Raw genomic sequence first — 16998 nt, forward strand, 5'->3', positions numbered from 1 at the left:
GTTGCCCTTGTCGACCATGAAACTGGTCGACAGCGACTGCTGGCGCTTGCGGTCGACCTTGTTGCCGTCGATGTCATAAATCGTAACGCTTTCGCGACGCACGACGGCCCAGTCGCCGTCCTCGAGATAGGTGATCGAGTTGGTGAAGGGCGCCAGCGCGATCGCGTCCGAGCCCAAAAACATCTCTCCCTCGCCATGGCCGACGGCCAAAGGCGGACCGTTGCGGGCGCCGACGATCAGGTCCTCGTCGCCCTTGAACATGATCGCCAGCGCGAAGGCGCCTGAGAGACGCTTCAGCGCCGCATGCGCGGCCTCCACGGGCTTCAGCCCCTTGGCAAGCTCGCGCGCCACCAGATGCGCAACGACCTCGGTGTCGGTCTGCGAGGCGAATTTGTAGCCGTCGCGGGTGAGCTCGTCGCGCAGCTCGGCGAAATTCTCGATGATGCCGTTGTGGACGATGGCGACGCCGTTGGAAAAATGCGGATGCGCGTTGGTCTCGTTGGGCACGCCATGCGTCGCCCAGCGCGTGTGGCCGATGCCGATCGTGCCGTCGAGCGGCTCGTCCTTCAGCCGGCGCTCGAGGTTGATGAGCTTGCCTTCGGCGCGGCGGCGGCCAAGCTCGCCCTTCTCGATGGTGGCGACGCCGGCGGAGTCGTAGCCGCGATATTCGAGCCGCTTCAGCGCGTCGACGATGAGCGGCGCGACTTGGCTTCGGCCGACGATTCCAACGATACCGCACATCGCGCTTGCCCCAATTCCCAGCGGAAAACCCGGCGTTATCTAGGGGATCGCCGGCCTGCCGCGAAAGTCACTTTGCGTTTCGTTCCGTGTCAGCGGAACGGTCTTTTGCTCCATGCACCATGCCATACGGCGCTTGCAATCCGGTTACCTGAACCGCTCGGGTTTTCAGGGCCCCGGTTTCCACTCGTTCATATCTGATCGAGCTGTGGGCGCCTCCTTGAGGAAGCGCTGGAGATCATTCCGCGGCCTTCTTCTTCGCCGCGGCGGCCGAGGCAAAGCGCGCGCGCAACTCCTTGCCCTTGCCGGGGATCGTCTTCTGGCGGGCGCGGCCGAAGGCCAGCGCGTCGTCCGGCACGCATTCCGTGATCACGCTGCCCGAGGCGATATAGCCGCCCTTGCCGATCGAGACCGGCGCCACAAGCGAGGAATTCGAGCCGACAAAGGCGCCCTCGCCGATATCGGTGAAGAATTTTGAGTAGCCGTCATAGTTGCAGGTGATGGTGCCGGCGCCGATATTGGCCGCGGCACCCACGCGTGCGTCGCCGATATAGGTCAGGTGGTTGACCTTAGCGCCCTCCTCGATGGTCGCCTGTTTGACCTCGCAGAAATTGCCGACTTTCGCCTTGTTTCGAAGATCAGCGCCCGGCCGCAGCCGCGCGAACGGTCCCACATCGCAATTGGATGCGATCGTTGCGCCCTCGATATGGCTGAAGGCGTGGATCTTGGCGCCCGACGCGATCCTGACGCCCGGGCCGAACCAGACATTGGGCTCGATGATCGTGTCGGCGCCGATCTCGGTGTCATGCGAGAAATAGACGGTTTCGGGTGCGATCAGCGTAACGCCGGACAGCATCGCCTCGCGCCGCCGGCGCGCCTGCCAGATCGCTTCCGCCTCGGCGAGCTCGGCCCGGTTGTTGATGCCGAGCGCGCTTTCGAAACTCGCTTCCGTCGCCACCACATCGAGCCCTTCCACGCCGGCGATCTCGACGATGTCGGTGAGGTAGAACTCTCCCTTGGCATTCTTGTTGCCGATTTTGTCGAGCAGCCGAAGCGCATGCTTGCCCGCCACCGCCATCATGCCGGCATTGCAGAAGCCGATCTTCTTTTCCTCGTCCGAGCAGTCCTTCTCCTCGCGGATGGCGACGAGGCGGCCGCCCTTTTCGATCAACCGGCCGTAACCGGTCGGGCTTGGCGGGCGGAAGCCGATGACAGCGACGGCGGCGCCAGCCGCGAGCTTCTGTCGCGCGGCGGCCAGCGCTTGCGCGTCGATCAGCGGCGTATCGCCGAACATGACGAGAATGTCGTCGTAACCCTTTGATATCGCTTCGCGAGCGGCAAGCACCGCATGCGCGGTGCCGAGCCGCTTCTCCTGCACGAAAGTCTCCGCCTTCGGCGCGAATTTCTGCGCCGCCTTGCGCATCTCCTCGGCGCCGTGGCCGATCACCAGCGCCACGCCGGACGCGCCTGCCGACTCGGCGGCTTTGACCACATGCGCCACCATCGGCAGGCCGGCTATCGCATGCAGCACCTTGGGCATGGCGCTTTTCATGCGCGTGCCCTCGCCGGCGGCGAGGATAACGGACAGGCAGGATCTCTGGCTCATGGGAGGCAACCGTATGAAAAAGGTTTTGAATCAACGCATGCTAGCAGCCGGGTGATGCTGCACCAATGCGGTTAAATTCCGGTGAGACAGTTGAGCAACTGACTTTTAATCAGCGGGTCTTGCCGCGGAATCGGGCAGCACGATTACAACAACCCATGCTTCCTGAATTCCGCCTGCTCGTCGCCTGAGATCCAGCCAAACACCTTAAGGCTGCCATCGCGCCGTTCGATGAGATAGTCGACCTCGAAATCGATGGTGACCCGACTTTTGTCCTTGCGCTCGTACTCGCCCGACCATTCCACCTTGGCCACGCAATGGTCCTGGTCGATGGCCGTCACCGACACATCCTTGCAGGTCATCGTCTTGCTGCCCATCGCCCGATAGGCCTCAAAACCGTTCTTCATGATACCTCGAAATTGCTCTCCGTTCTCGCCGGTCATGACGCCGGCCGGCGTGACCGAAACAAATCCGGTCGAGTACATCGCTCCAAAATCGTCCATATCGACATTGCCGGCGATGGCGTCGTTGTAGACCTTCTGATAGACCTCGAAGAACTTTTGCACGTCCGCTTTGGCCACCATTTTTTGCCTCGCCGCAACTGTTTGCGCACAAGCTTGTAACGCCCAGCTTTCAGCCACGTTCCGGGCGACGGTAGCGGTTACCCCAGCCGTCCCAGCACAGGGAAATTCTCCAGCAACCAGTAGGACGCGCTCTGCACGCCGCCGGTGAGGAAGAACACGCCGGCGACCACCAGCAGCGCGCCGATCGCCTTCTCGACACGGCCGAGATGAACGCGGAATTTGCCGAGAAAGCGCATGAAGGCGCCGGAGAACAGCGCCGCGATCAGGAACGGGATGCCGAGGCCGAGCGAGTAGGCGGCGAGAAGCAGCGCGCCCTCGCCCACGGTCTCGCGCCCGCCGGCCAAAGTCAGGATCGGCCCCAGCACTGGACCAATGCAGGGCGTCCAGCCGAAGGCGAAGGCCAGTCCCATGACATAGGCCGCGACCATGCTGGCCGGCTTGCCCTGCGACTGGAAGCGCGCCTCGCGCGACAAAAGGGGAATGCGCAGGATGCCGAGGAAGTTCAGGCCCATGATGATGATGAGCGCGCCCGCCACCATCGCCAGCGGCTCCTGCCAGACGCGCAGCAAGCGGCCGATGGTCGAGGCACCGGCGCCGAGTGCGACGAAGACGGTGGAGAAGCCGAGCACGAAGGCGAGCGAAGCATAAAGCAGCGCGCCGCGCGTGCCTTCTCTTGCCGTCACGCTTTGATTGCCGCGGAAATCGTCGACCGAGACGCCGGCCATGTAGCACAGGTAAGGCGGCACCAGCGGCAGCACGCAAGGCGACAGGAACGAGATCGCCCCTGCCCCGACCGCGCTGACATAGCCGATGTCCAATGCCATTTCGTCCGCCCTGCTTGTGCTGGCGCCGATATAGCGATGCGAAGGGCCCTTCGCCAATCACCATTGTGTGGCACGTCGCCGCTTCGCCAAGGAAGAAACGGCCGTCCCAATGCGTTGTCAGGATGAGCGCGCGACTGCCGCGCGCTTGTTCTCAGGGAGATTTATGATGAAAGCTATTGCTCTCGGGTTTGCCGCCCTTTTGCTCGGCACCGCCGCGTCCCACGCCGCCGAGGCATGGAAGGAAGCCGAAGTCGGCGGCACCAAGATCTATACCGACGCCAAGGGCATGACGCTCTACACGTTCGACAAGGACGAGAAGGGCAAGTCCAACTGCTACGACAAATGCGCCGCCAACTGGCCGCCGCTGAAAGCCAAGGCGAGCGCGAAGACCGAAGGCGAATGGTCTGTCGTCAAGCGAACCGACGGCACCCACATGTGGGCCTATGACGGCAAGCCGGTCTATACGTTCGTCAAGGACAAGAAGGCCGGCGACATGACCGGAGAAGGCGTCGCCGGCGCCTGGCATGTCGTCAAGGCTGATTGAACTCAAGCTGTTGAATGCTCCGGCTGCCGGCTCGCTTGATCCGGCAGCCAGTCGTCTTTTACCGGTCGTCCACCCGGTTTGAGGCGTGTATGCCTTCATCCCCAAAAAATGTGATCTTTGCCATACACTCTAAGAGTGTATCGCCGATCGGCGCTTCCCAAATTGCCCGCCTCCCCTTGACCGATTGCAAAAGCGCGGCCATGTGAGCGACGAAAAGAGTGGGATTTCGTCGTGCGTCGCGGAGTTCTTCCGCCACCTCACAGCTGATTAAGAGACCTCATGGACGTCGTCGTCGTCGAATCGCCGGCCAAGGCGAAGACAATCAACAAATATCTCGGCAAGAACTATAAGGTCCTTGCCTCGTTCGGCCATGTTCGCGATCTGCCGGCCAAAGACGGCTCGGTGCGGCCCGACGAGGACTTCGCCATGTCCTGGTCGGTCGACACCGCATCCGGCAAGCGCCTCGCCGACATCGCCAAGGCGGTCAAGGATGCCGACGGCCTGATCCTCGCCACCGACCCGGATCGCGAGGGCGAGGCGATTTCCTGGCACGTGCTGGAAGTCCTGAAGCAGAAGCGCGCGCTGAAGGACAAGCCGGTCAGCCGCGTCGTCTTCAACGCCATCACCAAGGCCTCGGTGCTCGATGCGATGGCCAATCCGCGCCAGATCGATGCGCCGCTGGTCGATGCCTACCTCGCCCGCCGCGCGCTCGACTATCTCGTCGGCTTCACCCTGTCGCCGGTTCTGTGGCGCAAGCTGCCGGGCGCCCGTTCGGCCGGCCGCGTGCAGTCGGTGGCGCTGCGTCTGGTCAGCGACCGCGAATCCGAGATCGAGCGTTTCATCCGCGAGGAATACTGGCAGATCGCCGCCATCCTCGACACGCCGCGCAACGACAGTTTCGAGGCGCGGCTGACCGCCTTTGCCGGCAAGAAGCTGCAAAAGCTCGACATCGCCAACAAGGGCCAGGCCGACGACATCAAGGCGATGCTCGAAGGCGCGACCTTCAAGGCATTGTCGGTCGAAGCCAAGCCGACAAAACGCAATCCCGGCCCGCCCTTCACCACCTCGACGCTGCAGCAGGCCGCCTCCTCGCGGCTTGGCTTTTCGGCCAACCGCACCATGCAGGTGGCGCAGAAGCTCTATGAAGGCATGGATGTCGGCGGCGAGACCGCCGGCCTCATCACCTATATGAGAACCGACGGCGTGCAGATGGCGCCGGAAGCGATCGAGGCGGCCCGCAACGCCATCGTCAGCGAGTTCGGCGCCAAATACCTGCCGGAAAAGCCGCGTTTTTATACCGCCAAGGCCAAGAACGCCCAGGAAGCCCACGAGGCGATCCGTCCGACCGATTTCAAGCGCACGCCGGCCTCCGTTCGGCAATATCTCGACGCCGACCAGGCCCGCCTCTACGAGCTGATCTGGAAGCGCGCCATCGCCAGCCAGATGCAGCCGGCCGAGATCGAGCGCACCACGGTCGAGATCGAGGCGGTCAACGGCGCCCGCACCGCGGAGCTTCGCGCGATCGGCTCGGTCATCCGCTTCGACGGCTTCATCGCCGCCTATACCGATCAGAAGGACGAGGACGCGGAGGACGAGGAGAGCCGCCGCCTGCCCGAGATCCGCTCCGGCGAGCAGCTTGCCCGCCAGGCGATCAACGCCACCCAGCACACCACCGAGCCGCCGCCGCGCTATTCCGAGGCCTCGCTGATCAAGAAGCTGGAAGAGCTGGGCATCGGCCGTCCGTCGACCTACACCGCGATCCTGAAGACGCTCGAGGACCGCGACTACGTCACCATCGACCGCCGCAAGCTGGTGCCGCAGGCCAAGGGCCGGCTGCTCTCGGCCTTCCTTGAAAGCTTCTTCGAGCGCTACGTCGAATATGACTTCACCGCTTCGCTCGAGGAGAAGCTTGACGAGATTTCCGACGGCAAGCTCGCCTGGAAGGACGTCCTGCGCGACTTCTGGAAGGATTTCTCCGGCGCCGTCGACGACATCAAGGAATTGCGTGTCGCCGACGTGCTCGATGCGCTCAATGAGGAACTCGCGCCGCTGGTCTTCCCCGAGCGCGAGGACGGTTCCAATCCGCGCATATGCCCGAAATGCGGCACCGGTAATCTCTCGCTGAAGCTCGGCAAGTTCGGCGCTTTCGTCGGTTGCTCGAACTATCCGGAATGCTCCTACACCCGCCAGCTCGGCGACGCCGCCAATCCCAATGGCGAGAACGGCAATGGCGAGGACGGCGTCAAGTTGCTTGGCAAGGACCCGTATACCGCGGAGGAAATCACGCTGAGGAGCGGCCGTTTCGGCCCCTATATCCAGCGCGGCGAAGGCAAGGAGGCCAAGCGCTCGAGCCTGCCCAAGGGCTGGACGCCCGAACAGATCGACCACGAGAAGGCGCTGGCACTACTGGCTCTGCCGCGCGATGTGGGAAAACATCCCGAAACCGGCAAGATGATCTCCGCCGGCCTCGGGCGCTACGGTCCGTTCGTGCTGCATGACGGCACCTACGCCAATCTGGAGAGCATCGAGGACGTGTTCTCGATCGGGCTCAACCGCGCCGTCTCGGTGATCGCCGAGAAACAGCAGAAGGGCAGGGGCGGCCGCAACGGCGCCACGCCCGCGGCTCTGAAGGAGCTTGGCGACCATCCCGACGGCGGCGGCAAGATCGTCGTCCGCGACGGCCGCTACGGGCCCTATGTCAACTACGGCAAGGTCAATGCGACGCTGCCCAAGGGCAAGGACCCGCAATCGGTGACAATGGAAGAGGCGCTCGCCCTGATCGCCGAAAAGGAAGCCAAGGGCGGAGGCGGCAAGAAGCCCTTCCGCAGGGCGGCGAAGAAGGGGTAGCAGGCGTGGCGCGCAGGATCTCCGGAAGAAGCCACGGCGATCCGCGCCACGCCGACACGAGAGCCAAGGTGGTCAAGGACGATTACCGGCCCTCGCGCGACGAGATCCTGCGCTACATCGCCGAAAATCCCGACCGCTCCGGCAAGCGCGAGATCGCCAAGGCCTTCGCGCTGCGCGGCGGAGATCGCGTCTGGCTGAAGGACATGTTGCGCGACCTGCAGGATGAGGGCCTTCTGACCAAGGAGCGCAAGCGCCTCACCCGCGTCGGCGCCGTGCCGCACGTCGCCGTGCTCGATATTTTCGGCCGCGACGGCGACGGCGTGCTCTTGGCCAATCCGAGCGAATATACCGGCGCCGGTTCTCCGCCCGTCATTGCCATCCGCATGTCGCGCGGCGCCAGCGGCCCCGTGCCCGGCATCGGCGACCGCGTGCTCGCAAAAACCTTCCCGACCGACGATCCGTCAGGCCCTGCCTATACCGGGCGGGTGATGAAGATCTTCGAGAAGCGCAGCGACGCGGTGCTTGGCGTCTTCCGCGTGCTCAAGGACGGCACTTTCCGCATCGAGCCGGTCGAACGGCGCCAGCCGGAGCTGATCGTCGACAAGGAATTCCAGAATGGCGCCAAGAACGGCGACCTCGTCGAGGTCGAGCCGGCCCGCGCCTCCCGCTATGGCCTGCCGCGCGCCAAGGTGCTGGCTGTGCTGGGATCCTTGAGCAGCGAGAAGGCGGTCTCGATGATCGCCATCCACGCCCACGACATTCCCCATGTCTTTCCGGTGGACGTGATTGCCGAGGCCGAAGCGGCGAAACCGGCGACGCTCGATCACCGCGAGGATTGGCGCGACCTGCCGCTGGTGACCATCGATCCGGCCGATGCGAAAGACCATGACGACGCCGTCTTCGCCACGCCCGATACGGACGAGAAGAACCCAGGTGGCGCTGTCGTCACCGTGGCGATCGCCGATGTCGCGGCCTATGTGCGCTATGGCAAGCCACTCGACCGCGAGGCCCTGAAGCGCGGCAATTCGGTCTATTTCCCGGACCGGGTCGTGCCGATGCTGCCCGAACGCATCTCGAACGACCTCTGCTCGCTGCGCGAGGGCGAGGATCGTCCGGCCATCGCCGTGCGCATGACCTTCTCCTCGGAAGGCCGCAAGCTCAGGCACTCCTTCCACCGCGTCATGATGAGGTCGGCGGCCAAGCTTGCCTATCCGCAGGCGCAGGCGGCGATCGACGGCGTGCCCGACGACAAGACGCGGCCGATCCTGGACAGCGTCCTGAAGCCTCTCTGGGACGCTTATGCCGTGCTGAAGCGCGGCCGCGACGCCCGCCAGCCACTGGAGCTCGACCTGCCGGAGCGCAAGATCCTGCTGAAGCCAGACGGCACAGTCGACCGCGTCATCGTGCCGGAGCGACTGGACGCGCATAAGCTCATCGAGGAGTTCATGATCCAGGCCAATGTCGCGGCCGCCGAGACCTTGGAGGGCAAGAAAGAGCCCCTCGTCTACCGTATCCATGACGCGCCGTCGCTCGCCAAGCAGGAATCGTTGCGCGACTTCCTGCAAACGCTCAGCCTGTCCCTGGCGCGCGGCGCGCAGATGCGGCCCAGCCAGTTCAACGGCATCCTGGAGCGGGTGCGCGGCGCCGACAACGAGGCGCTGGTCAACGAAGTGGTGCTGCGCTCGCAGAGCCAGGCCGAGTATTCGCCGAAGAACATCGGCCATTTCGGCCTCAACCTCAGGCGCTATGCGCATTTCACATCGCCGATCCGCCGCTATGCCGATCTGATCGTGCACCGCGGGCTGATCTCGGCACTTGGCCTCGGGCCCGGCGGCCTGACGCAACAGGAGGCGGAGCGGCTGGAGGAGGTCGCCGCGCTGATCTCGGCCACGGAACGCCGCGCGATGGCCGCCGAACGCGATACGGTCGACCGTCTGGTCGCCGCCTATCTCGCCGAGCGCGTCAACGACACATTCGACGCGCGCATCTCCGGCGTCACCAAGGCCGGGCTCTTTGTCCAATTGCCGCAGTATGGCGCCGACGGCTTTATTCCGGTGTCAACTCTGGGCGGCGACTACTATATCTATGACGAAACCGCCCGATCGCTGTTCGGCGAACGCACCGGCAAGGGCTATCAGCTTGCCGATCGCGTCGAAGTCCGGCTGGTCGAGGTCGCGCCGATGGCAGGCGCGATGCGTTTCGAGATGCTGACCGACCCGAAGCCCCTGCCCGGCTCCAGGCGGTCGTTCCACAAGGCCAAAGGCCGCGCCCGCGCGTCGCAATCGCGCGTTGGTCCGCGCGGCAGGAGACGGTAATGCCAAGCAATTCCCAGGTGGAAGAACAGGTTTTCGGCGGCGAGCATCATTCGGGTCGCGCCGCGCGTCCCCTTTGGACGGCGATGAAGCGCGGCATGCTCGGCCGCTGCCCGCATTGCGGCAAGGGAAAGTTGTTCCGCGCGTTCGTGAAGCCCGTGGACAAGTGCGAGGTCTGCGGCGAGGAACTCCATCACCATCGCGCGGACGACCTGCCTGCCTATTTGGTCATCGTCATTGTCGGCCACATCGTGGTTGGCTCCTTCATGGCCGTGGAGGCTACCTCGACGCTCACGCTGTGGCAGCACGCGCTGATCTGGGTGCCGCTAACCATTATTCTGGCCGTCGCGCTGCTGCAGCCGGTCAAGGGCGCCGTCATCGGCCTGCAATGGGCGCTTTATATGCACGGCTTCGGCGACGAGAAGGACGAATTCGAGAGCCATTCATAAGCCCGGTTGCACCGCCGTCCGCCCTGGTTCAAAGGCCGCGACACGCAAGCCACTTTCACATCAAGGAAGTTTCCGCTAGGTCGAGCCCATGGAAGGAATGACCAAGGCGGATGTCGACAAGCTCGATAAGGGCCTGGCCGTGCGCAGCGGCCGGGCGTTGCGTCCGCGTGATGCCGCGACCCTCATCCTGCTCGATCGCCAGGACAAGGACGTCCTGGTGCTGATGGGCAGGCGCCACGCCAGGCACGCCTTCATGCCCGGAAAATTCGTCTTTCCCGGCGGCCGCACCGATCCCGCGGACAGCCGCATTCCCGTCGGCGCGCCTCTGCGCGGCGAAGAAGAGAAAAAGCTGGTCGCCGGCCCCGGCCGCGCCAGCGCGGCGCGGGCGCGGGCAATCGCCCTGTCGGCGATTCGCGAGACCTATGAGGAAGCCGGCCTGCTGATCGGCCGCAAGGGCGCCTTCTCGACCGCGAAGCGTGACTGGCAGGGGTTCGCCGAGCATGGCGTCATCCCATCGCTGGACGTGCTACGCTTCGTCGCCCGCGCCATCACTCCGCCCAATCGCGTGCGTCGTTTCGACACGCGTTTCTTCAGCGCCTGGCGCCACGACGTTGCCGTGGAACTGCCCGGCGGCGGCCCGACCAACGAGCTGGAGGAACTCGTCTGGCTGCCGCTTGCCGATGCCCGCAAGGCCGACATCCCTGACATTACCGGCATGATCCTGGAAGAACTGGAAGGTCGGCTTGCCGACGATCCATTGCTGCGGCCGGGCGGCGCCGTGCCGTTCTTCCGGCTCGTCCGCAACCGCTTCGTCCGCGAAGTCCTTTAGAAGCAGAGCATCTTGATCCCATGACGGTCGATACCCAACAAAAGGGCGACGAACGCGTACACTGGCTGCCGATGGTCGCGGCGATCTCCTCGATCAGCGTCGTCGGCATCGCCATCGGCCTCGGCATGCCGCTGCTCAGCGTCATTCTGGAAAGCCGCGGCCATTCCGCCTCGATGATCGGCCTCAACACCGCCGTCGCCGGCCTCGCCTCGATCGCCGGCGCGCCTCTGGCCACGCCGCTTGCCATGCGGCTCGGCGTTGCCTGGACAATGCTGTTGATGATTGCCATCGGCGCGCTCGCCTTTGTCGGCTTCCATTTCGCGCCGGACTTCTGGATGTGGTTCCCGCTCCGCGTCGCCCTGCACATCTCGCTGACGGTGCTGTTCATCCTGTCGGAATTCTGGATCAGCACCTCCGCCCCGCCGAGCCGCCGCGGCCTTGTGCTTGGCATCTACGCCACCGTCTTGTCACTCGGCTTTGCCGCCGGACCCTGGCTGTTCGCCCATCTCGGCAGTTCGGGCTTCCTGCCATTCGGCGTCACCATAGCGCTGGTGACGCTTGCCGCCATTCCGGTGCTTGCGGCCCGCAACGAGAGTCCGAGCATCGTCGCCGACAGCGAGACCAGCCATTTCCTGCGCTACATCTGGATGGTGCCGACCGCGACCTTCGCCGTGCTTGTCTTCGGCGCGGTCGAGACCGGCGGTTTCTCGCTGTTCCCCGTCTATGGCAGCCGGATCGGCTATTCCGAGGCCGACGCAGCGCTCCTGCTGACCATGATCGGCCTCGGCAACGTGCTTCTGCAGATCCCGATCGGCATGATCAGCGACCGTGTCTCCGACCGCCGCTACCTACTTCTGGCCTGCGCCACCGTCGGCCTCGTCGGCACCGTCTTCATGCCGTTCTTCGCGCAGAACTGGCATCTGATGGCGGCCCTTCTGTTCGTCTGGGGCGGCGTCGTGGCCGCCATGTACACGATCGGCCTCGCCCATCTCGGCTCGCAGCTTTCCGGCCATGAACTGGCATCGGCAAATGCCGCCTTCGTGCTTTGCTACGGGGTTGGGATGGTGATCGGCCCACAGGCGATCGGCATCGGCATGGACGCCTTCGGCCCCTCGGGATTCGGCTGGTCCCTGGCGGTCTTCTTCGCCGCCTACATGCTTCTGGTCCTGGTCAGGCTGGTGCGCAAGATTCTCTAGGGCATGTCTCCCGAAAGTGGGAACCGGTTTCGGGAGAGATGCGTAAAATCAAAAACCTAAAGCGCATGGAGCGAACCTGAAAGATCGCGACGCGCTTTAGGCGGATGTCCTGAACGTCGGGCATCCTGACATCACCGTGTCAGCAGCACCCCTGCTATACCCTGCCTTCAACGCGAGGTAGGAGAATTGCGATGATCGACAGCGGCTTTGAAACCAGATCCCTCAGGATGGAACTGCTTCTGCTCGTCACATTCCAGGCGCCGGCCGCCGATGTCGAGCGCATCATGGAGGCCGTGGTGGCGATCACGCCGCTGCGCATGGGCAAGTATGACGCCAACGCCTATCAGTCGGCGCAAGGCATCGAGCGCTACCGGCCGCTCGAAGGCGCCGCCGCCGGCGCCGAGACGGAATTGCGCCGGCGGCCGGGCACCGTCGAAGTATCGTTCGAGATCGCCGACGATCAGGCGCTCGCCGCCCGCGTCGTCGAGGCGATATTCCAGGCCCATTCCTATCAGGAGCCCGTCATCCGCATCCAGCCGCTGCTCGCCAGCCGTTCCAAGGGCCTGGACGACCGCGCCAATCCGAACCGCTGGTGGAACACGACGGGAGACTGGAAAAAGGCGGATGAGGATCGACCAGGCAAGGCGCCACGGCCGGAATCGGTCGCGGCGGAGTGACGCCGGAGCCTTGTGGTGTTTGAGGAGATCGCTCGATGAATGACGAAGCAACCCGCAAGCCCGCAAGCGATCCCCAGGACCTGGCGCGGCTTTTGGTTTCTCGCCAGCAGGCGGGAGACGCGGAAGGAATGGCCGCTCTCTACGCGCCCGATGCCGTCCTCGATATCGGCGGCGGGCAATTGGCGCGCGGCAGGGACGCCATCCGCGCGTTCTACGCCAGGTTGGTGATGGCGGGGCCAAGGTTTGAGCTTGGAGATCAGCGTCCGGCGATGGTCAACGGAGATTTGGCGCTCACCTCCACGCGCCTTGCCGATGGCACGGTGACAGCGGAAATTGCCCGCCGGCAAGGCGATGGGACATGGCTTTGGGTGATCGACCAGCCATCCATCCTTGCATGAGCCATGGCTCGTCGTAGTGCCCGAAACGATCCTTGGAAGGCGCCCGGGCTTGACTTTCCGGGCGCGTTCTTTATGTGTCGCGCCAAGTTTCCCGCGTCCGGGTGTTTTCCCCGTGCTCCAGCGGCCAAAACTCCACGAACATTAACGGACGAACATCATGGCCAAAGCCGCAAACATCAAGATCAAGCTTCTGTCGACCGCCGACACCGGGTTCTTCTACGTGACCAGCAAGAACAGCCGTACCAAGACGGACAAGCTCTCGTTCCGCAAGTACGATCCGATCGCCAAGAAGCACGTCGAGTTCAAGGAAACCAAGATCAAGTGATCTGGTTATCCTGAGAGATCAAAAACGCCGCCCTTTGGGCGGCGTTTTTGTTTTAAAGCATGGCTCCCGAAAGTGGGAAACCGGTTTCGGGATAAAGACATGCGTAAAATCAAGAGCCTAAAGCGCAAGGAGCGGATCTGAAAGATCGCGACGCGCTTTAGGCAAATTCCAGGAAAAGTCCGACACGGCTTTCCGGCGAGAAACGGCCGGGCGGCAGAGGAGCCGTGCGGCTGTCTGCGCAAGATCCCGGTCGCGGTTTTTGTAGAAAAGGGGGCCGGTCGGCGTTTGGCAGCGGTACGAGGAGGCCACTATGTGCCAGCGCCGGCCGGCCGACCCCACGGACCCAGGAGATGCGGCGGACCTGAGCATCATGGGGTATTTCTGGATCGAGCCGGCTAGTCTACCCTCGTGCCGTGCTCGTCTTCTGTCCATGCGTCGCAGATTTGCGCAAGACCTTATAAAAATCAACCATTTCTTAACCACCGTTCGCGAATCGCTTGGGTTAAGGTAAATTTGTAACCCTGTTGGGGCGGCCGGGAATCAGCTTCCTTCCCGAAGCATCTCTCCCGAAAGTGGGAACCGGCGTCGGGACAAAGACATCCACAAGGTCGAAATCCAAAGCGCGTGGAGCGAATCCCCAAGGATCGCGACGCGCTTCAGGCTGCCTTGGCGACGACCCGGTTGCGGCCGCCGCTTTTGGCCTCATAGAGCGCAAGGTCGGCGCGTTTCATCAGCGCCGCGACGCTGTCGGTCCCTTTCAGCAGCGAAGACACGCCGACGCTGACCGTGACCTCGATCGTCTTGCCGTCGTTGCCGACCGCAAACGGCGCCTGCGCAATCTCGGCGCGTATGCGCTCGGCGACCTTCTCGGCGACCGCGCCATCGGTATCCGGCATCACCACGACGAACTCCTCGCCGCCGAACCGGCAGGCGAGATCGATGCCGCGCACATTCTTGCGCAGCCGCCTGGCGAATTCGCGCAGCACATCGTCGCCGCCGTCATGGCCATAAGTGTCGTTGATCGACTTGAAGCGATCGAGATCGGTGATCATCACCGACAGTGGCCGTCGCCGCGCCACGGCGCGATCGAACAGCGTCTGCAGATGGCTGTCGAGGTAACGCCGGTTATGCAGCCCGGTCAGCCCGTCGATCACAGCCATCTCGATGGTCTGGGCGACGCTGGCACGCAATTGGTCGTTATAGCGCTTGCGCCGCACCTGCGTGCGCAGGCGCGCCGTCAGCTCGTGCTGGTCGATCGGCCGGATCAGGTAATCGTTGATGCCAAGCTCCAGCCCGCGCAGGATGCGGCCCTCCTCGCCCTCGTCGGCTAAAAGCATGATCGGCAGGAAGCGGGTGCGGTCTAGCGAACGCAGCTGCGAGCAGAGCCTCAGGGCATCGAAGCCGGAGAAGGCGGTCGAGATCAGCACGCAATCATACGGTGTCTCGGCCGCCTGGAAGAGCCCTGCATTCGGATCGGTCGCGACATCGAGCTCGGCATTGTTGCGCAGCATCTTCTGGATACGTTCGACGGAAGACCTGCGCTCGTCGATGAGGAGCACCTTCGGCTTGGCGTCCCCGGTCGCGAAATCGCGGCTCAGGAGTTCTTCGATGCCGATATTGCGCGTGGTCGAGGCGCGCAGCCTGAGCTCGTCGGTCAGCGATTTCAGCCTGACGAGGCTCTTCACGCGCGTCATCAGCTGCAGGTCGTTGACCGGCTTGGTCAGAAAATCGTCCGCGCCGGCCTCGAGACCGCGCACCCGGTCCGAAACCTGGTCGAGCGCGGTGATCATGACGACGGGGATATGCGAGGTCGCCGGATCGCTCTTCAGGCGCTTGCAGACCTCGAATCCGTCCATGTCTGGCATCATCACGTCGAGCAGCACGACGTCGACCTTGCCGTTCTCGCAGGTTTCGATCGCATCCGGGCCGTTATTGGCCGTCAGCACCTCGAAATACTCGGCAAGCAGCCGAACCTCCAGCAGCCGCACATTGGCGGGGATATCGTCGACGACGAGGATCCGCGCTGTCATCTCAAAAAACTCCGGTTCTGCTGGTCTCGGGCATTAGGCGTCGCCCAGATAGGATTTGATCGTCTCGATGAAGCGCGGCACCGAGATCGGCTTGGAGATATAGGCCTCGCAACCGCCCTGGCGGATGCGCTCCTCATCGCCCTTCATGGCGAAGGCGGTGACGGCGATAACGGGAATCGAATGCAGCTCGTCGTCTTCCTTCAGCCATTTCGTCACTTCCAGGCCGGAGACTTCGGGCAGCTGGATGTCCATGAGGATGAGGTCCGGCCGGTGCTGGCGCGCGAGATCCAGCGCCTCCAGCCCGTTGCGTGTGCGAACAGTGTCGTAACCGCTGGCTTCGATGAGGTCCCGAAAGAGCTTCATGTTGAGCTCGTTGTCCTCGACGATCATGACCTTCTTAGCCATCAGCTTCCCGTCCCGACCGCCCTCGAAGCCGAAGGCCGTCGCAATGCGTCCCCTTCGGACCGCACCCAACCCTTTTCCACTCTAGCCCAATATGATTGACGAAACGGAAACCGGAGGTTGGAAAGCTGCACCAATTCCACCTTCGGACGTTGAACGGGAGAGAGCGGAGGCTTGCCGCAAGCGACGCTTGCCGTTACTGCGGAAGGAGACTCGATAAAATCCACATTCCAAAGGTAATGATGGCGAACGCAGCGTCAATGCGCGAGGAAGTGGAAACCATTGCCGTCAAGGCACTGGGCTTCGTTGCCGCGGATCCCGAACTCCTGCCCCGTTTCCTGGCGATCACCGGCATCGAGGCGAACGCGATTCGGAGGGCCGCCGCGGAGCCCGGCTTCCTGGCCGGCGTCCTGCAATTCATCCTCGCCCACGAGCCGACGCTGCTGCGCTTCGCCGAGGAGACCGGCACGCCGCCGGCCGATGTTGGCAAGGCGCTGCGCGCGCTCCCGCTCGGCAACGACGATCACGAGCGTTCGACATGAGCGACGATCCCGAGACGGCGCGGCAGATCGAAGAGCTTGCCGCCGACGACCGGCCGCTGCTGGTGCTCGATGTCGACGATGTCGTGCTCGAATTCGTCCGGCCCTTCCCGCATTTCCTGAAAACACGCGGCTTCGGGCTGACGCTGGCATCCTTCCGCCTCACCGGCAACATCGCCGAAACCGCAACGGGGCGCCTGATCGAACAGCCGGAAGTGACGGCGCTGCTCGGCGATTTCTTCGACACCCAGGCGGATTGGCAAAGCATCACCGAGGGCGCGGCGGATGCCCTGGCGATGCTTGGACAAGGCGCCGAGATCGTCATGCTGACCGCCATGCCGCACAAGCATCGCGCCGTGCGCCGCGCGCATCTCGATGCGCTGGGGCTCGATTATCCGCTGCTGACGACAGAGATGGCCAAGGGGCCGGCCATTGCCAAACTACGCGGCCTTAAAGGCCGACCGGTCGCCTTCGTCGACGACCAGCCCTCCAACCTGATCTCGGCGCGCAATTCCGTCGCGGACGCGCACCTCTTCCATTTGATGGCCGACAATTCGTTGCGCGCCTTCCTGCCGCCGACGCCGCAAGACATCATCTCGGTCGAGGACTGGCGCGAGGCAGCGCCAAAGATCGCAAGCGCGCTCGGGCTTTAGAGCGGTTCGCCGTTCCATGGAACCGGCGAACCGCTCTATCTCCTTGTT

Annotated in this window: 17 protein-coding genes; 11 read left to right on the forward strand and 6 right to left on the reverse strand. The window is 63.8% G+C overall.

Annotated features, from left to right (window positions below; translation table 11 throughout):
* From RFM41_RS32555 to RFM41_RS32570, 4 genes are all read right to left on the reverse strand, one after another.
* Nucleotides 1-741, reverse strand: a 741-nt coding sequence (locus RFM41_RS32555) for a glutamine--fructose-6-phosphate aminotransferase (RefSeq protein WP_502572756.1), incomplete at its 3' end; no start/stop codon positions are given.
* A 235-nt stretch (nt 742-976) separates the two neighbouring features.
* The gene (glmU, locus tag RFM41_RS32560) at nt 977-2344 is read right to left on the reverse strand and encodes a bifunctional UDP-N-acetylglucosamine diphosphorylase/glucosamine-1-phosphate N-acetyltransferase GlmU (RefSeq protein ID WP_320244712.1); all 1368 of its coding nucleotides are present in this window, start codon (nt 2342-2344) and stop codon (nt 977-979) included.
* A 143-nt stretch (nt 2345-2487) separates the two neighbouring features.
* Nucleotides 2488-2982 (reverse strand): DUF6841 family protein, encoded by a 495-nt coding sequence (locus RFM41_RS32565; RefSeq protein WP_320244709.1) that lies wholly within the window; start codon nt 2980-2982, stop codon nt 2488-2490.
* A gap of 20 nt (nt 2983-3002) precedes the next feature.
* The gene (locus RFM41_RS32570; RefSeq protein WP_320244707.1) at nt 3003-3749 is read right to left on the reverse strand and encodes a cytochrome c biogenesis CcdA family protein; all 747 of its coding nucleotides are present in this window, start codon (nt 3747-3749) and stop codon (nt 3003-3005) included.
* A gap of 166 nt (nt 3750-3915) precedes the next feature.
* On the opposite strand from RFM41_RS32570, the gene RFM41_RS32575 reads away from it, so the two are divergent.
* From RFM41_RS32575 to rpmG, 9 genes are all read left to right on the forward strand, one after another.
* Entirely contained in the window at nt 3916-4293 is a 378-nt protein-coding gene (locus RFM41_RS32575; protein ID WP_041007191.1) for a COG4315 family predicted lipoprotein, read from the forward strand.
* Between the two features lie 279 nt (nt 4294-4572).
* Nucleotides 4573-7140 (forward strand): type I DNA topoisomerase, encoded by a 2568-nt coding sequence (gene topA, locus RFM41_RS32580; RefSeq protein ID WP_320244700.1) that lies wholly within the window; start codon nt 4573-4575, stop codon nt 7138-7140.
* 5 nt (nt 7141-7145) lie between these two features.
* Nucleotides 7146-9455: a ribonuclease R gene (gene rnr / locus RFM41_RS32585; protein WP_430691471.1), complete on the forward strand. Its 2310-nt coding sequence runs from the start codon at nt 7146-7148 to the stop codon at nt 9453-9455.
* A complete protein-coding gene (locus RFM41_RS32590; protein WP_320244698.1) occupies nt 9455-9901 on the forward strand; it encodes a DUF983 domain-containing protein in 447 nt (148 codons plus the stop codon). Before rnr ends, RFM41_RS32590 begins: the two co-directional genes overlap by 1 nt.
* Nucleotides 9902-9989: 88 nt before the next feature.
* Nucleotides 9990-10730, forward strand: a complete 741-nt coding sequence (locus tag RFM41_RS32595) for an NUDIX hydrolase (protein WP_320244696.1) — start codon at nt 9990-9992, stop codon at nt 10728-10730.
* Between the two features lie 20 nt (nt 10731-10750).
* A complete protein-coding gene (locus tag RFM41_RS32600; RefSeq protein ID WP_320244694.1) occupies nt 10751-11926 on the forward strand; it encodes an MFS transporter in 1176 nt (391 codons plus the stop codon).
* Nucleotides 11927-12117: 191 nt separating this feature from the next.
* Nucleotides 12118-12603 (forward strand): YqfO family protein, encoded by a 486-nt coding sequence (locus tag RFM41_RS32605; RefSeq protein ID WP_320244691.1) that lies wholly within the window; start codon nt 12118-12120, stop codon nt 12601-12603.
* A 35-nt stretch (nt 12604-12638) separates the two neighbouring features.
* Complete coding sequence (locus RFM41_RS32610; RefSeq protein WP_320244688.1) at nt 12639-13001, forward strand: YybH family protein; 363 nt, start codon at nt 12639-12641, stop codon at nt 12999-13001.
* A gap of 157 nt (nt 13002-13158) precedes the next feature.
* Nucleotides 13159-13326, forward strand: coding sequence for a 50S ribosomal protein L33 (gene rpmG / locus RFM41_RS32615; protein ID WP_040995604.1), 168 nt, complete (start codon nt 13159-13161; stop codon nt 13324-13326).
* Between the two features lie 656 nt (nt 13327-13982).
* Here rpmG and RFM41_RS32620 read toward each other — a convergent pair.
* Together RFM41_RS32620 and RFM41_RS32625 are read right to left on the reverse strand one after the other, a co-directional pair.
* Nucleotides 13983-15356, reverse strand: a complete 1374-nt coding sequence (locus RFM41_RS32620; protein ID WP_320244685.1) for a PleD family two-component system response regulator — start codon at nt 15354-15356, stop codon at nt 13983-13985.
* A gap of 33 nt (nt 15357-15389) precedes the next feature.
* Entirely contained in the window at nt 15390-15761 is a 372-nt protein-coding gene (locus RFM41_RS32625; protein WP_040995610.1) for a response regulator, read from the reverse strand.
* Between the two features lie 239 nt (nt 15762-16000).
* Here RFM41_RS32625 and RFM41_RS32630 point away from each other — a divergent pair, with 239 nt between their 5' ends.
* On the forward strand, nt 16001-16300 hold the full coding sequence (locus RFM41_RS32630) for a DUF3572 domain-containing protein (RefSeq protein ID WP_320244682.1): 300 nt from the start codon (nt 16001-16003) through the stop codon (nt 16298-16300).
* A complete protein-coding gene (locus tag RFM41_RS32635; RefSeq protein WP_320244680.1) occupies nt 16297-16950 on the forward strand; it encodes a hypothetical protein in 654 nt (217 codons plus the stop codon). The genes RFM41_RS32630 and RFM41_RS32635 overlap by 4 nt, the downstream gene beginning before the upstream one ends.
* The last annotated feature ends 48 nt before the right edge of the window (nt 16951-16998 follow it).

The sequence above is a fragment of the Mesorhizobium vachelliae genome, assembly GCF_033977325.1.
Classification (GTDB): Bacteria; Pseudomonadota; Alphaproteobacteria; order Rhizobiales; family Rhizobiaceae; genus Mesorhizobium; species Mesorhizobium vachelliae.

Coding starts and splice junctions, on each gene's coding strand:
- glmU (WP_320244712.1), bottom strand. CDS start 2,344: ATGAGCCAGAGATCCTGCCTGTCCGTTATCCTCGCCGCCGGCGAGGGC.
- RFM41_RS32570 (WP_320244707.1), bottom strand. CDS start 3,749: ATGGCATTGGACATCGGCTATGTCAGCGCGGTCGGGGCAGGGGCGATC.
- RFM41_RS32575 (WP_041007191.1), top strand. CDS start 3,916: ATGAAAGCTATTGCTCTCGGGTTTGCCGCCCTTTTGCTCGGCACCGCC.
- topA (WP_320244700.1), top strand. CDS start 4,573: ATGGACGTCGTCGTCGTCGAATCGCCGGCCAAGGCGAAGACAATCAAC.
- RFM41_RS32590 (WP_320244698.1), top strand. CDS start 9,455: ATGCCAAGCAATTCCCAGGTGGAAGAACAGGTTTTCGGCGGCGAGCAT.
- RFM41_RS32595 (WP_320244696.1), top strand. CDS start 9,990: ATGGAAGGAATGACCAAGGCGGATGTCGACAAGCTCGATAAGGGCCTG.
- RFM41_RS32600 (WP_320244694.1), top strand. CDS start 10,751: ATGACGGTCGATACCCAACAAAAGGGCGACGAACGCGTACACTGGCTG.
- RFM41_RS32605 (WP_320244691.1), top strand. CDS start 12,118: ATGATCGACAGCGGCTTTGAAACCAGATCCCTCAGGATGGAACTGCTT.
- RFM41_RS32610 (WP_320244688.1), top strand. CDS start 12,639: ATGAATGACGAAGCAACCCGCAAGCCCGCAAGCGATCCCCAGGACCTG.
- rpmG (WP_040995604.1), top strand. CDS start 13,159: ATGGCCAAAGCCGCAAACATCAAGATCAAGCTTCTGTCGACCGCCGAC.
- RFM41_RS32620 (WP_320244685.1), bottom strand. CDS start 15,356: ATGACAGCGCGGATCCTCGTCGTCGACGATATCCCCGCCAATGTGCGG.
- RFM41_RS32625 (WP_040995610.1), bottom strand. CDS start 15,761: ATGGCTAAGAAGGTCATGATCGTCGAGGACAACGAGCTCAACATGAAG.
- RFM41_RS32630 (WP_320244682.1), top strand. CDS start 16,001: ATGGCGAACGCAGCGTCAATGCGCGAGGAAGTGGAAACCATTGCCGTC.
- RFM41_RS32635 (WP_320244680.1), top strand. CDS start 16,297: ATGAGCGACGATCCCGAGACGGCGCGGCAGATCGAAGAGCTTGCCGCC.